We start from the raw sequence: 14421 nt of genomic DNA on the forward strand, positions 1-14421 counted from the left end.
TCTTCGCTACAATTATTGAGGAACTGCAAACAGGCTCATATCAACGGATTATTTTCGCGTTCTGCCCCGGCTTCAGTTCGGCATCGGGATAATCACCGTTCAACAGGCGTAACTGCTGCAACGGACTATTACTGATCCGCGAGGTGCCGGCCCATTTGGCATAACTGTCATCTTTGTTGACAGTCACAATATCAATCTTCAGTTCCCTTGCCAGTTCGATCTCTTCATCCCGCAGGCTATGCAGACTGTTGATGGTATCCAGGATATCGTTATCGAATTGACCAAATTCACGGCTGTTTTTACTGCTGCCCAAGAAGATAAAAGCCTGATCACGCAAATAAACTACGCCAACTCGCAGAGGCCTATTCTGATGTGTAGTCAGCCCGGTATACCCCTCCAGGCCATGGTTACTGAGGGTACGGCCTGAGCGGAGATCATCAATCTTCAAGCGCTGTTGAATGAACTGCTGGGGTGTCAGCTTGCGATTGATATCGGCGGCCCCCATCTCTATCAAGGCCTTACCTTCAGGAGCGATAGCCTGGAGACTGTCCGGATTATTATTGATATGCCAGTTCGGCGGGAAATCCAGTGAAAAACGCATCGACAAGTGATAAAAATGATTATCAGAGCGAATGCCCTGATCTTCACTGTCGCCAAAAGTCATGCCCCTGATTTTCTGTAAATAGGCATCCCGCAAAACCTGACCATTCTGCGCACTGATATACTGATCAGCCGCAGAGACCACCTGTTGTAAGCGTGTGTCATTATCGGGATGGCTGGCAAACAGACCATGATAACCCTGATAGTCTCTGCCCTGTTTCTTGGCTTCTGCAGCCGCAAAGGTTTCCTGGTCTTTTAACACACTGATAACATCAATCATGGCATGTGGCGTATAGCCGGCACGCGCCAGATATTCAGCGCCCAGTCTATCTGACTCCAGCTCATGCTCACGGCCATAGCCGCTCAGCAGCGCTCCGCCCAAAATATTAAACAGGTTTTGCGAGCCGCTGGCTCTTAGTTCCGGGAATAAAATAGCGCCCAGTGTATAACCCAGGTTTGCCGCCTGCGCCGCGCTCTGTTGTCTCACCCCGTGACGGGCGGTAACGTGCCCGATTTCATGCCCCAATACAGCAGCCAGCTCGGCTTCTGAGTTCAGGTAGGCCATCAGGCCACGGGTAATATAGATATAGCCGCCAGGCAGGGCAAAAGCATTAATAACCGGCGTGTCGAGTACCGTAAAACGGTATATCAAATCATCACGATGGCTGACGGCAGCCAGCTTTTCCCCGACCGACTGTACATAGGCCTGTAAAACCTCGTCATCATAACGGCCGTATTCAGCAATGATCTTGGGGTGATAATCGCGACCAATTGCCAGCTCTTTATCCTCGCCGAACAGGACAAAATCCTGCTCACCGGTAACCGGATTCTGAGCACAACCAGCCAACCCCATAAACAACAAAGCCCCCACCAACAGGCAGAGGCTTCGAAATCTGTCGTGACTTGTACAACCTTGTACGAACACGTTAAGCATAATCAAACCATAAAGTCTGGTTCCGTCAGCTTATTTACCGTATTTCTGACGGAATTTGTCTACACGCCCCGCCGTATCCAGCATTTTCTGCTTGCCGGTATAGAACGGATGACATTCTGAGCACACATCCAGAGTCAAGTCTGAAGTGCGTGTAGAGCGAGTTTTAAAGGTGTTACCACAGCTGCAGGTAACATTGATCTCGGTGTAATCTGGATGGATATCCGCTTTCATATCTGTACTCGTTAAATGTATGTTTGCAAAAATCTCGCTCTAACCACAGGTTATGAGCTTTTGAACCGCGTTATTCTATAGATCAAGCCGCCGGCTAGCAAGTTTATTTCAAGCCATAGGCTTCTCTGCCACCAGCATAGCCTGATTGCGCCAGCCCGAATCACGCTGTCCCAGCAATGACTCTTCACGATAAACTCTTACCTTAAGACCGGCAAACATCCGCAACAGTTCATTATCAGCCAACAAATAATCCGGATTTTTGGGCCCCACTTCACTGACCTTATCCTGACAGAACGTTTGATAAAACAGCAAACCTCCCGGTTTCAATGCAGCGGCCAGATCAGCGGCTATATCTCTGACCAGAAAATGACTCACCAGCAATACATTGACCGACTGCTTGTCCGGAGGGAACCGGATCACATCTCTGACCTCGGTTCGGATTTTGAGCACTTGCTGGCTGGCCAGTTGTTGCAGTTTGGCAATCGCTACCGGCGAGACGTCCCAGCTCAGCACATCAAGTCCGCTCTGAGCGAGCAAGAGGCTGTTCCCCCCCAGGCCACAGGCCAAATCAAGTGCAACGCCCTTAGCGGGCAGCAAGTGCCGATTCTGAACCAACACCTCTGCAGCCTGAGGCAAGCCAGGTGTTTTATCCGTATAAATCTGATCCCATTTTTGCTGTTCAGTATTCATCTAACGCCTCCAGAATGCGGGCGTCAATACAACCAGCAAGGTGAATATCTCCAACCGTCCCAGCAACATAGCCATGCACAGTATCCATTTCGAAGGCGAATTAATATCACCAAAATTGGCGCCTACCTCCCCCAGGCCCGGCCCCAGGTTGTTGAGACAGGCCGTCACCGCTGAAAACGAGGTCACCACATCAAGCCCGGTCGACATCAGGAGTAAATGCATAATGCTGAAACAAAAGACATACATCGCAAAGAAACCCCATACCGCACCGACGACATTCGCCGGCAAGGCTTTGCCATTCACTTTGATGGCAAATATGGCATTGGGATGGATCAATCGTAACACCTCACGATAGCCCTGCTTGAACAGCAGCATGATCCGAATCACCTTGATACCACCACCAGTAGAAAATGCGCAACCACCGATATAACTGGTCATCAGCAGCAAAATCGGCAAAAAACCCGGCCATAAATAATAATCCGTAGTGGTAAACCCCGCTGTCGTACCAATCGACACCGTCTGAAAAATACCCTGATGAATGGCCGTCCAGGGATTGTCGAAGGTATTCGTGAAATACAGATAACCGCAGGTGACTATTGAGATTAGCAGCATAATGCCCAGAAAAACTTTTAATTCAGAATCACTCAGGTAATGGCGGATGCTGCGGTGCCGCCAGGCAAGGAAATGCAGGGAAAAATTCATTCCTGACACCAGCATGAACGCCACGGTGACCATTTCAATCGTGGCACTATTAAAGAACCCCATACTGGCGTCATGTGTCGAAAAACCACCGATGGCAACGGTAGAGAAACTGTGGCCTATAGCGTCAAACCAGCTCATGCCCGCCCAGTGGAAAGCCAGCGCACAGGCAATAGTCAAGGATAAGTAGATATACCAGAGCGCTTTTGCTGTTTCGGTAATACGCGGGGTCAGTTTCGCATCTTTCATCGGCCCCGGTGTTTCGGCGCGGTAAAGCTGCATACCCCCGACGCCCAGTAAAGGCAGAATCGCGACTGCCAATACCACAATCCCCATTCCCCCCAACCATTGCAGGAACTGCCGGTAAAACAGCACCGCTTCCGGCAAGGTATCGAGTCCGGTCAACACGGTGGCGCCGGTAGTGGTCAGCCCCGACATCGACTCGAACACCGCATCGGTGAAAGACATTTCCGGCACAGCGGTCAGAAAAAACGGCAGAGAACCGGCGAAACCCAATGCCATCCAGAACATGACTACCACGATAAAACCATCGCGTATTTTCAATTCCTTACGATGCTTACGGGCCGACAGCCAGAACAGCAACCCTGTCACTAACAGCAATACAAACGCCGTCAAAAACGCTTCACCGGCACCATCCTGGTAATACCAGGACACCAGTACCGGCGGCAGCATAGTGATGCTGAACAGCGACAGCAGAATCCCCAAAATGCGCTGAATGGTCAGAAGTTGCATTGATATGTCATGTTAATCAGATTTTTTTCGACGATAATACGCCCACAGCAGCAACATGAACACCGACCCACCCCATATAGGCCATTGCTGCCAGCTCACATAAGGTGTTTCACCGTGTCGCGGTTGTATGGTTTCGGTCAACACCGCTTGTTCAAACTGAGGTGTTTGGGACTGTATTTGCCCTTTAAAGTCGACAAAGGCTGAAATCCCGTTTGTCGTGGCCCGCACTAAAGGGCGCCCAGTCTCCAGTGCCCGGCTACGCGATATTTGTAAATGTTGATGCGGTGCAAATGAATCACCATACCAGGCATTATTGGTAGCATTTATCAGCAAGGTAGCCTCGGGCAGTGTTTGCAACACTTCGGTGGAAAAGACATCTTCATAACAGATTGAAATACCGACCGGCTGACCGGCAGCGGTAAGTAAGGGCTGGCCGGCGGGCCCAGCAGCAAATGCGGACATCGGTAAATTAAAAAAGGCAATCAGCCCGCGCAGCCATTCAAACGGCACATAATCACCAAATGGCACCAGATGCTGTTTATGGTAAAAACCCTGCTGCTTACCCAACACCATCATACTGTTGAAGTACTCTCCATCACGGCCATCCTGTACCGGCAGCCCCAGCAAAATATCCGTTTGATGATCCCGGGCCTGACGCTGTAGCGGCTCCAGATAGAAATCCCTGAGTTGGTGATAAAACGCCGGTATCGCATTTTCCGGCCAGACAATCAAATCACTATCCCAGTGAACCTCTGAGGTTACCTGATACAAAGCCAGTGTATTCGCCAGTTGTTCCGGGTCCCACTTGATCTGTTGTGGCACGTTACCCTGAATCAGTGTGGTTTTGACCGTCGTACCGACCGGTTGCGTCCAGTCAACCTGTTTCAGCGCCTCGCCACTTCCCCAAAGCAACACCACCGGCAACAGCCATAACCACTGCTTTTGCCGCCAGCTATGAATCATCAGACCGGCCGTTACTGCCACCAGCCATGACGCACCGATCACACCGATAACCGGAATAAATCCGGCCAGTGGCCCTTCTATCTGACTGACACCCAATTCCAGCCAGGGAAAACCGCTCAAAAACCAGCCTTTAAATAATTCAAAGCCGACCCAGGCAACCGGGAGTAATAAAATCAGATCGATGAAAGAGGAACACGAAGGGGAAAGCTTTTTGATGAACCAGCCCAGCAAAGCCAGGTAACAAGCCAGAAAAGCCACAAACAGGCCGGTAAGCAAGGTTGCCAGGATCATGCCTGACTGGCCGAAGACATGGATAGCGACATAGACCCAGGAAACGCCGACACCAAACATGCCAAAACCGAATAACCAGCCACGCCATGCCGCCTGTTTGGGGGAGGCCTCAAGCCAGCTGAAAAATAACAAAACGAGGCTGAGCACAGCCAGGGGATACCAATAAAATGGCGCAAAAGCCAGCGGCAACAACGCACCCGCCAGTAGCGCCACCATACTACCTTTCCAGCCCTGCAAGCCCTGCTCGTTTCCTGTCCGCATTATTCTACATCAGCTTCCAGCGCTTCTTCCGGAGACAGCAACACCATTTTCATCAGATAAATCCGGCGGTTATCCGCACGCAACACGGTAAACTGAAAACGATCAATGGTAATCTGCTCACCCCGTTCCGGCAAATGACCAAATTGATTGACCACATAGCCGCCAACCGTATCAAAATCTTCATCACTCCAATTGGTTTCGAAAAACTCGTTAAAGTCTTCCACCATGGTCAGGGCTTTGATGGTGTAGGTATTTTCATTGCGTTGCAGAATCGGGGCATCGTCATCAAAATCATGTTCATCTTCGATTTCACCGACGATCTGCTCCAGCACATTTTCAATGGTCACAATCCCGGCCACCCCTCCATACTCATCCACGACAATGGCCATGTGGTTACGGCGGGCACGAAATTCCCTGAGCAATACATTAAGGCGCTTGCTTTCCGGAATGAACACGGCCGGACGCAACAACTCGCGTAAATCAAAATCAAACACACCGCTACTGACCACCGCGGACAGCAAGTCTTTTGCCAGCAGAATACCAATCACATCGTCACGGTCATCATCAATCACCGGAAAACGTGAATGTGCAGTCTCGGTCACCAGTTTCAGGGTTTCTTCCGCCGGGGCATCGCGTGACACCATCACCACTTGCGAACGCGGAATCATGATATCACGGGCCTGCATCTGGGAAACGCTAAGCGCCCCCTCAACGATAGACAGAGCCTCAGCGTCCAGAATATGCCGCTCAGAAGCCGAGCGGATAAGTTCTATCAGTTGTTCCTGATCCTGCGGTTCCAGCAACAAATTGCTTAGTTTCCGCACCCAGGAATGACTTCCTGAGCGACTCGTTCGACCTTCACTCATGACAACTCTCCCCGCAAAATATAGGGATTGGCAATGTCTAAAGATTGCAGAATATGGATTTCCAATGCTTCCATCTGTTCAGCTTCATCCGTTTCAATATGATCATAACCCAGCAGGTGCAGACAACCATGCACCACCATATGGGCCCAATGATCGGTTACTTTTTTATCTTGTTCTGCCGCTTCCCTTTCCACTACGGGTACACAAATCACCAAATCCCCCAATAATATGGGTTCCAGTTCTACAGGCGATTCAAAAGGAAAGGACAGGACATTAGTGGGACCGGTTTTGCCGCGATAGTTACTGTTCAACTCGGCACTCTCGTCTTCATCAACGAGCCGGATACTTAACTCACAATCATCATCAACAGACTGCAATGCCGCTTCGGCCCAACGTGTTACCTGTGCTTGATCCGGCGTATTACCCTGATAAGCACATTGAAAATCAACGGTGACGGTCATGACTGCCTGTCGGCCTTATCGTAAGCCAGAATCACTTTTTGTACCAGCGAGTGACGCACTACATCCTTGGCCTGGAAAAACGTAAAACCGATACCTTCGACATCTTTCAACACTTCAATCGCATGACGCAGGCCGGATTTTTGGGATCCAGGCAAATCAATCTGAGTAATATCACCGGTAATAACTGCCGTTGAGCTATAGCCCATACGGGTCAGAAACATTTTCATCTGCTCGATGGTGGTATTCTGCGCTTCATCCAGAATGATAAAGGACTCGTTCAAAGTCCGGCCACGCATATAAGCCAAAGGGGCCACTTCGATCACATTGCGCTCAATTAATTTGGCCACCCGTTCAAAACCGAGCATTTCATAAAGCGCATCAAACAAAGGCCGCAGATAAGGATCGACTTTTTGCGCCAGATCGCCAGGCAGAAAACCCAAACGCTCACCGGCTTCCACCGCCGGCCGCACCAGCACGATACGACGGGCGAAATCCCGCTCCAAGGCTTCTACTGCGCAGGCCACGGCAAGGTAAGTCTTACCGGTGCCGGCAGGCCCCACACCGAAGTTGATATCGTGGGTCATAATACGTTGCAGATAAGCCTGCTGATTTTCACCACGGGCTTTAATCAAGCCACGTTTGGTTTTGATAACCACCTCATCCTGCTCTGCCGAAGCTGCGCCGCTGCCTTCCCCTTCGCCGCCGACTCTGCGAATCGCCATATGGATCTGTTCCGGCACCAATACCGTCTGGGCAGTTTCGGCATAGAGATCGTGAATAACCTCCTGCACCGAAACCAAAACCTCAGCCGGGCCTATCACCTGAAACTTGGTGCCACGGTTGTTAATTTCCACGCCAAAACCCCGTTCCATCATTCTGATATGTTCATCAAGATGGCCGCAGAGATTGGCAAGACGGGGGTTATCAGTCGGGCTGAGCTCGAAACTGACACTATCGAGCGAATGTGAAGAATTGGTCACTAAATTATCCCAAAGGCTTATACGATCACGCTATCAGTTAGCAGTTCGCCACGCAAGGAATTGCTGAAAGCTTCTTCGATACGCACATCAACAAATTGCCCAATCAGAGATTTATCGCCCTGGAAGTTGACTACACGGTTGTTTTCAGTACGTCCAGCCATATCGCCGTCACCACGATGCGCTTCTCTTTCGACCAAAATACATTGCGTCGTGCCGACCATGGCTTCGGCATGCGCATTTTCCAGCTCCCATAGCCGATCCTGCATAATCTGCAAGCGTTTTTTCTTCACATCTTCAGACACTGAATCGACAAAGGCCGCCGCCGGTGTACCGGGACGCGCACTGTAAATAAAGCTGAACGAATGATCAAAACCGATTTCATCAATCAGATCCATGGTCGCCTGAAAATCAGCTTCGGTTTCATTGGGAAAACCGACAATAAAATCGCTGGACATGCTTAGATGAGGCCTGACTTCCAGCAAACGGCGAATTTTGTTTTTATATTCGACAGCAGTATGACCGCGTTTCATCATCGCCAGAATGCGATCGGAACCGGATTGAACCGGCAGATGCAGGTGATTGACCAGTTCGGGCACTTCGGCAAAAGCTTCAATCAGACTGTCCGAAAACTCGACCGGGTGTGAAGTGGTAAAACGAATGCGTTCAATACCTTCAATCGCCGCAACATAATGAATCAGCAATGCCAAATCAGCGGTTTCATCATCTTCGATCACACCACGATAGGCATTAACATTCTGCCCCAGCAAATTGACTTCCCGCACACCCTGCGCCGCCAGTTGACGAATTTCGCGCAAAATACTGCCTACCGGACGGCTGACCTCTTCACCACGGGTGTAGGGCACGACACAGAAAGTGCAGTATTTGCTGCATCCTTCCATTACCGATACAAAGGCGGTCGGGCCTTCGGCGCGCGGCGCCGGCAGATTATCAAACTTCTCGATTTCGGGGAAAGAGATATCAATGCTCGGTTTACGGCTTTTTTTCACCTCCTCCAGCATGGCTGGCAGACGGTGCAGCGTTTGCGGCCCGAAGATCAAATCGACATATGGCGCGCGTTTACGGATAGCCTCGCCTTCCTGACTCGCCACACAGCCACCGACACCAATCACCAGATCCGGCCGCGAGTCCTTCCAGCGCTTCCAGCGCCCCAGTTGGTGGAATACCTTTTCCTGCGCTTTTTCGCGGATCGAACAAGTGTTGAGCAAAAGCACATCGGCTTCTTCCGCAATATCCGTCGGTTCCAGTTGGTGAGAATCAGCGAGTACCTCGGCCATCTTTGATGAATCGTATTCGTTCATCTGACAACCAAAGGTTCTAATGTAAAGTTTACCAGCCATAAGATCAGATAATTATAAAGGGCGCACAGCATACTATTTTTTACCGGATTAGTACATACAAGCCATTGTTTTTACTAAAAACAGCAAATATAGTGAACACTGAATAAATGACAAGGATGTGAATCATGGCAATCAAGGACTGGCCTGCCGATGAACGACCACGTGAGAAACTGTTGCATACCGGTGCTTCGGCTCTGTCTGATGCCGAGTTGCTGGCAATTTTTCTGCGTACCGGTGTCACCGGCTTATCGGCGGTGGATCTGGCCCGACAACTGTTGAACCAATTCGGAAGTCTGCGTGCGTTGCTGGAAGCCGACCAAGCTACTTTTTGCTCAGGTCATGGTCTGGGCACAGCCAAGTTTGTACAACTCCAGGCTGTGCTGGAAATGGGCCGCAGGCATCTGGAATCCACGCTGTCCAAAGGCGATGCATTTAATGACTGTGACACTACGCGCCGCTATCTCAAGCATAGACTGCGGCCTTACCCCTACGAAGTGTTTGCCTGTCTGTATCTGGATAATCAGCATCGACTTTTGGCCTTCGAGGAACTGTTCAGAGGCACGATTGATGGTGCCAGCGTCTATCCCCGGGAACTGGTCAAACAGGCTTTGCATCACAATGCCGCTGCCGTGATCCTGGCCCATAATCATCCTTCCGGCATTGCCGAACCCAGTCAGGCCGATATTCAGATTACCCGCCGCATTAAATCAGCGCTAGAACTGGTCGATATCCGCGTGCTGGATCACATCATCATTGGCGATGCCGACACCGTTTCACTGGCACAGCAGGGACAACTGTAGGGTACATCTAATTAATCGTCCAAATCGATCGGTTTGTTTTTAAATACTTTTCTGCCGGTCAGCATCGCCGACACCAGCCCATTACGCTCACGCAATTCTGTCACCAATACCCCGAGCAGATGCAAAGCTATCGCCGCCAGCAAAATAAAAAACACATAATAATGCACGGTGATGAAAGGTTTTCTGAAATCACGCATATCCTGATAAGCGGCTTTATTCACACCTTCATCTGAATAAGGCCTGACCAACTCAACAGTTTCCGGACTCTCTGCCACCCAGGCTTTAAAGCTGTTGCCAAACGGTGGCATATAAACATCAGTTCCAGCTAGCACCAGCCCGGTTATCGCCTGCAGCGACAGCAACAATAATAGCAAGGTCACCATCCAGCGTGCCAGCGGGTTATGGCCGAGAAAACCAGCCGGTCTGCCATTTTTCAACCCAGCTACAAACTTAGCGCGTTGTTCCCGATAGGCAGACCCCATTGGCAATATGGCCCGCCAGCGTACATAACGACTGCCGATAAATCCCCAGATAATGCGCCAGGCGAGATTCAACGCAAACAGATAGCCGATATAGACATGCCAGGTTTTCAACAGGATTTTGCCGTCATCGCTGACACCCAGCGCTTTACTGTTAAGAATCACCAGACCAATGGCTATCAGCCCCAGTAAGCAGGCGACATTCAGCCAATGAAACACTCTGATTGAACGATCCCACACCCGATACTCTGTCAGCCCTTTTTTATCTTCGATCGGTTGTTTCATAAGCCGCCACCTCATTTCAATGTTGATCAACCCGGCAGTATTCGCCGCTCCAGTTATGCAGATAAGGTGTTATATGCTCATGCATCTGCAGATGCCGATGCCACCAGTCCTTCAAAAATATCAACACCTGTTCCGGTTCTTTATACTTTGCCGACTGTTGGCAGATATGTTTAAACTCATCGACCGTTTCTTTCGCATAACGATTATATTCCGCCATACGAGGATACTCTGCCGCCGTTAAAATGCCTTCCTCTGTTTTGAAATGAAACAGCAAATAACTTACCAGAATCTTAACTGTCGGCATCAAGGCTTCAAGCCCTTGTCCCTGTTGCAGGAAATAATGCAATGAATTTATCGTTGCCAGAACGCCGCGATGTTGCTCGTCAATGATTGGCTCGCCTTGCATGAAAGCATCCTGCCAGACTATATAGAGTGGTTTACTCATCGAATATCCTATTCTGAATGACGGTTAAGCACTTATACGGAAAACGGATAGGCAATCGGTTCATGGCTTTGATACCCCTCCACCTTGAAGTCTTCCAGCGAAACCCAGGTTTCAATATCCTTAAGTGTTTTAATATCCGGGTTGATCATCAGTGACGGTGACGGGTAAGGCTCGCGTTTGAGCTGCACATCACGCATCAAAGCCAGCTGATCTTCGTAAATATGTGCATTAACGATCTTGTGGTACGCCCTGCCGGGTTTCAAGCCGCAGATCTGTGCCATCAGTTTGAGCAAAAAGAACACTTGAACCTGATTAAAGTTAAGCCCCAGCGGCACATCGCAGGAACGTTGGTAGGAAGTCAGATACAGCGTGTCTCCCAGAAGGGAAAAAGTATGGGTATGCATGCAGGGCCGCAGACAGCCCCTGTCGAATTCACCGGGATTATAAAAAGTCAGGATTTCGCCACGGTCATCGATACCTTGCGATAAGTTATTAACAATTTTCTGTAACTGATCCAGCTGACTGCCATCGGCTTTTTGCCAGCGCCGCCCCTGCACGCCGTAAACCCGCCCCATATCATCCTCACCCTTACGGTGCGGATTATTCAGCCAGTCTGCATTTTCATTGGCGTTGGCATCCCAGGTTTTACAACCAATTGCACGAAAATCCGCCGCATTGTCATAACCGCGCAGATAACCCAGCATTTCGGCAATCGCTGCTTTCCAGTAACTTTTACGGGTAGTGATCAGCGGAAACTGATTATCAGCAACATTGTATTCCAGATCCGCATTAATCACAGTCAGGCAGCGCTTGCCAGTGCGCTTATTCTCTACCCACTCACCTTCATCTATGATTCTTTGACATAAATCCAGATACTGTCTCATCTTGCTCCACCATCAGTTGTAATGCCTTTCCAATAAGGAGCACTTTAACACTGCCGACAAGTTGGGCAAACAGCCAATTGGGCACTCGCCACGGACAGGCCATAAACACAAAAACCGGCTTAAAGCCGGTTTTTGTGTCCCCCCTGCCAGGAGGATTTTCAGGAAGCTGTGGACGACTTCGCTGATAGGGGCGAAACCTTGAAGTATCAGTTTGATTGTTCAGGTGAAGGATGAGGGTTTACGTCCGGTAATCATCGCTTTGACCAGATTCTGTTTTTCCAACCGACTGGACACCACGACACCCGCGATATGCAATACGATCAGAAAGACAGTGAAATTAGCGAAAAACTCATGAATATCTTCCCATAGATCTTCTGCCGCTTCATTCTCCTTAGCACCACCACTGTGTTTTCCCGGAACAGAGGCTTGTGCCGTGCTGATAAAAAAGCCGGACTCCTGCTGAGCGAGCGGGCCATGCCCTTCCAGACCATATACTTTCAGACCCGTTATCGAAGTCAATGCCAGACTGATGAGCAAGGCAACAACCATTATTCCGCCGAGAGGATTATGACCATCGACATGTTCTACCCGCCCTGACAGCATACTTTTTGCATAAGCTTTCACTCGTGCGGGGCTATAAATGAAATCTTTAAAACGGGCATGTTGAGTACCGATAAATCCCCAAATCAATCTAAAAACAATTAATCCGAGCACCATATAACCGGCATAAGTATGAAGCGAACTTTCTTCATCACCTGTTAAATAAGCGGTTGTAAAACTAATAACCAGAGCCCAGTGGAACAAGCGGACTGCAATGTCCCAAACCGGCTTGGCAGAGATATTTGGCTCTTGCATAACAAGCTCTCCTTTTAATCGGGTCGAGCTTTAATTTACTGATTCACAGCACTGCGCGCATCGTATATCTGTCCTATAATCAGGATATTCCGGCATATGTACCACGCCGTTTTTATTGACTGCGGGAGCTGATGTGCTGAAAGCGAAACCTGTTTTTATTATCACCATCATGTTGGTCGTCATCATCTTCAACGTAATCGATATGATCGAAGATTTTTCCTCCGGTCAGCCACTGTGGCATATCGTTGAAGAAGGTTTGATCATCTGCCTGGCTCTGGGACTTATCAGCTACCTAATCTTTAATCTCAAACAACAGTCAGGACATTTACAACAGTTGCAGCAAGATCTCGCCACCATCAATCAACAAATGACTGAGTCGAATTCCCGTATTTACCAAGCCAGAAAGCAGTACAGTCAGGTCATTCAACAGCAGTTCAATGAATGGCATCTGAGCCAGAGTGAGCAGGAAATCGCATTATTATTGCTTAAGGGCCTCAGTTTTAATGAAATTGCTGCCCTGCGACAAACCAGAGAAAAAACCGTTCGTCAGCAAGCCTCTGAGATTTATAAAAAGTCCGGCATTTCAGGCCGGCACGCTTTCTCGGCTTGGTTTTTTGAGGATTTCTTAAACTAGGATCTGTTGCTTATGGCGACAAGGAATACTTCTGCATACGATAAAGCAAAGTATCACGGCTGATCCCCAGCAGACGTGCGGCACGGGAACGGTTTCCGGCTGCCATTTCCAATGCCTGCTCAATCAAATCCAGCTCGACCTGGGCTAAATCAACCCCGGTTGCCGGCAGCTTGAACTGATGCTGGCTGGCCGCGACCTCCGGTCGCATTTCGGTCGGTAGATCCGCCACCTGCAATAATTGTCCGGCATGCAGCAACGCCATGTGCTGACAAAAATTCTCAAGCTCACGCACATTGCCCGGCCAGGCATAGCTCAGCAGGCAATGTTCGGCTTCTTTTGAATAACGCACCACTGCATTCCCAGCCGCAAACTCATGGCCGAAATGCTTCAGTAATAATGAAATATCCTCACGGCGTTCCCGCAAAGGCGGCAGGCTGATAGGCACCACCTGCAAGCGGTAAAACAAATCCGCCCGGAACCGGCCCGCTTTCACCTCTGCCGGCAAGTCGGCGCTGGTGGCCGCCAGAATACGCACATCAGCAACATGAAGGCGATGACTGCCCTGCAACTGACATTCACCGGCTTCCAGAAACCGCAGCACTTTTGCCTGCACTGATAACGGCAGCGCATCAACTTCATCCAGAAATACCGTACCTCCTGTTGCGGCCAGCAGGCGTCCGCGGAAAGTGATATTGCCATCCGCATCACAGCGGCCAAATAAATCCAACTCGACATCTTCGGTCGGCAACGCCGCGCAGTTAATCGTCACCAGCACATTGTCCCGGCGGCGGCTCTGCTCATGCAGCGTCAGTGCTATCAACTCCTTACCGGTGCCGGTTTCACCGCTGATTAAAACGCTGGCATCACTGAGAGCAATCATCGGCAGCGTGCGCAAAATATGAGTAATTTGCGGGGACTGTCCCAGGGGCTGTTGACCTTTAATCTGCTTCAT

16 protein-coding genes are annotated in these 14421 nt (G+C 49.8%); 2 read left to right on the plus strand and 14 right to left on the minus strand.

The genetic code is table 11. From position 1 onward, the window contains the following. Positions 1–40: 40 nt before the first annotated feature. The 9 genes from OMP95_RS00890 to miaB all read right to left on the minus strand — a co-directional run bounded on the left by OMP95_RS00890 (position 41) and on the right by miaB (position 9087). Positions 41–1534, minus strand: coding sequence for a M48 family metalloprotease (locus OMP95_RS00890; protein WP_266324941.1), 1494 nt, complete (start codon positions 1532–1534; stop codon positions 41–43). 30 nt (positions 1535–1564) lie between these two features. Further along, positions 1565–1765, minus strand: coding sequence for a 50S ribosomal protein L31 (rpmE, locus tag OMP95_RS00895; protein WP_007143969.1), 201 nt, complete (start codon positions 1763–1765; stop codon positions 1565–1567). A 108-nt stretch (positions 1766–1873) separates the two neighbouring features. Beyond that, positions 1874–2455, minus strand: coding sequence for a class I SAM-dependent methyltransferase (locus OMP95_RS00900; protein WP_266324949.1), 582 nt, complete (start codon positions 2453–2455; stop codon positions 1874–1876). Further along, positions 2456–3907 (minus strand): TrkH family potassium uptake protein, encoded by a 1452-nt coding sequence (locus OMP95_RS00905; protein ID WP_266324951.1) that lies wholly within the window; start codon positions 3905–3907, stop codon positions 2456–2458. Between the two features lie 12 nt (positions 3908–3919). Beyond that, positions 3920–5422: an apolipoprotein N-acyltransferase gene (gene lnt, locus OMP95_RS00910; protein WP_266324953.1), complete on the minus strand. Its 1503-nt coding sequence runs from the start codon at positions 5420–5422 to the stop codon at positions 3920–3922. Continuing rightward, positions 5422–6288, minus strand: a complete 867-nt coding sequence (locus OMP95_RS00915) for an HlyC/CorC family transporter (protein ID WP_266324955.1) — start codon at positions 6286–6288, stop codon at positions 5422–5424. Before OMP95_RS00915 ends, lnt begins: the two co-directional genes overlap by 1 nt. Continuing rightward, complete coding sequence (gene ybeY, locus OMP95_RS00920; protein WP_266324957.1) at positions 6285–6749, minus strand: rRNA maturation RNase YbeY; 465 nt, start codon at positions 6747–6749, stop codon at positions 6285–6287. Before ybeY ends, OMP95_RS00915 begins: the two co-directional genes overlap by 4 nt. Next, positions 6746–7624 (minus strand): PhoH family protein, encoded by an 879-nt coding sequence (locus OMP95_RS00925; RefSeq protein WP_416234621.1) that lies wholly within the window; start codon positions 7622–7624, stop codon positions 6746–6748. Before OMP95_RS00925 ends, ybeY begins: the two co-directional genes overlap by 4 nt. Before the next feature lie 122 nt (positions 7625–7746). Then, positions 7747–9087 carry a tRNA (N6-isopentenyl adenosine(37)-C2)-methylthiotransferase MiaB gene (gene miaB / locus OMP95_RS00930; RefSeq protein WP_266324961.1) on the minus strand — a complete coding sequence of 447 codons (1341 nt, stop codon included), beginning with the start codon at positions 9085–9087 and terminating at the stop codon, positions 7747–7749. Positions 9088–9212: 125 nt separating this feature from the next. On the opposite strand from miaB, the gene radC reads away from it, so the two are divergent. After that, on the plus strand, positions 9213–9887 hold the full coding sequence (gene radC, locus OMP95_RS00935; protein WP_266324963.1) for a RadC family protein: 675 nt from the start codon (positions 9213–9215) through the stop codon (positions 9885–9887). A gap of 11 nt (positions 9888–9898) precedes the next feature. Here radC and OMP95_RS00940 read toward each other — a convergent pair whose 3' ends face one another. From OMP95_RS00940 to OMP95_RS00955, 4 genes are all read right to left on the minus strand, one after another. Continuing rightward, positions 9899–10651, minus strand: coding sequence for a cytochrome b/b6 domain-containing protein (locus OMP95_RS00940; protein WP_266324965.1), 753 nt, complete (start codon positions 10649–10651; stop codon positions 9899–9901). Positions 10652–10667: 16 nt separating this feature from the next. Beyond that, positions 10668–11096 (minus strand): bacteriohemerythrin, encoded by a 429-nt coding sequence (locus OMP95_RS00945; RefSeq protein WP_266324967.1) that lies wholly within the window; start codon positions 11094–11096, stop codon positions 10668–10670. 32 nt (positions 11097–11128) lie between these two features. Beyond that, positions 11129–11980 carry a thymidylate synthase gene (locus OMP95_RS00950; RefSeq protein WP_266324969.1) on the minus strand — a complete coding sequence of 284 codons (852 nt, stop codon included), beginning with the start codon at positions 11978–11980 and terminating at the stop codon, positions 11129–11131. A 219-nt stretch (positions 11981–12199) separates the two neighbouring features. Beyond that, positions 12200–12835 carry a cytochrome b/b6 domain-containing protein gene (locus OMP95_RS00955; RefSeq protein WP_266324971.1) on the minus strand — a complete coding sequence of 212 codons (636 nt, stop codon included), beginning with the start codon at positions 12833–12835 and terminating at the stop codon, positions 12200–12202. A gap of 133 nt (positions 12836–12968) precedes the next feature. On the opposite strand from OMP95_RS00955, the gene OMP95_RS00960 reads away from it, so the two are divergent. Beyond that, complete coding sequence (locus OMP95_RS00960) at positions 12969–13469, plus strand: helix-turn-helix transcriptional regulator (protein WP_266324973.1); 501 nt, start codon at positions 12969–12971, stop codon at positions 13467–13469. 10 nt (positions 13470–13479) lie between these two features. Here OMP95_RS00960 and OMP95_RS00965 read toward each other — a convergent pair whose 3' ends face one another. Further along, positions 13480–14421, minus strand: a complete 942-nt coding sequence (locus OMP95_RS00965; protein ID WP_266324975.1) for a sigma 54-interacting transcriptional regulator — start codon at positions 14419–14421, stop codon at positions 13480–13482.

It is taken from the genome of Methylophaga sp. OBS4 (assembly GCF_026319305.1).
Taxonomy (GTDB): domain Bacteria; phylum Pseudomonadota; class Gammaproteobacteria; order Nitrosococcales; family Methylophagaceae; genus Methylophaga.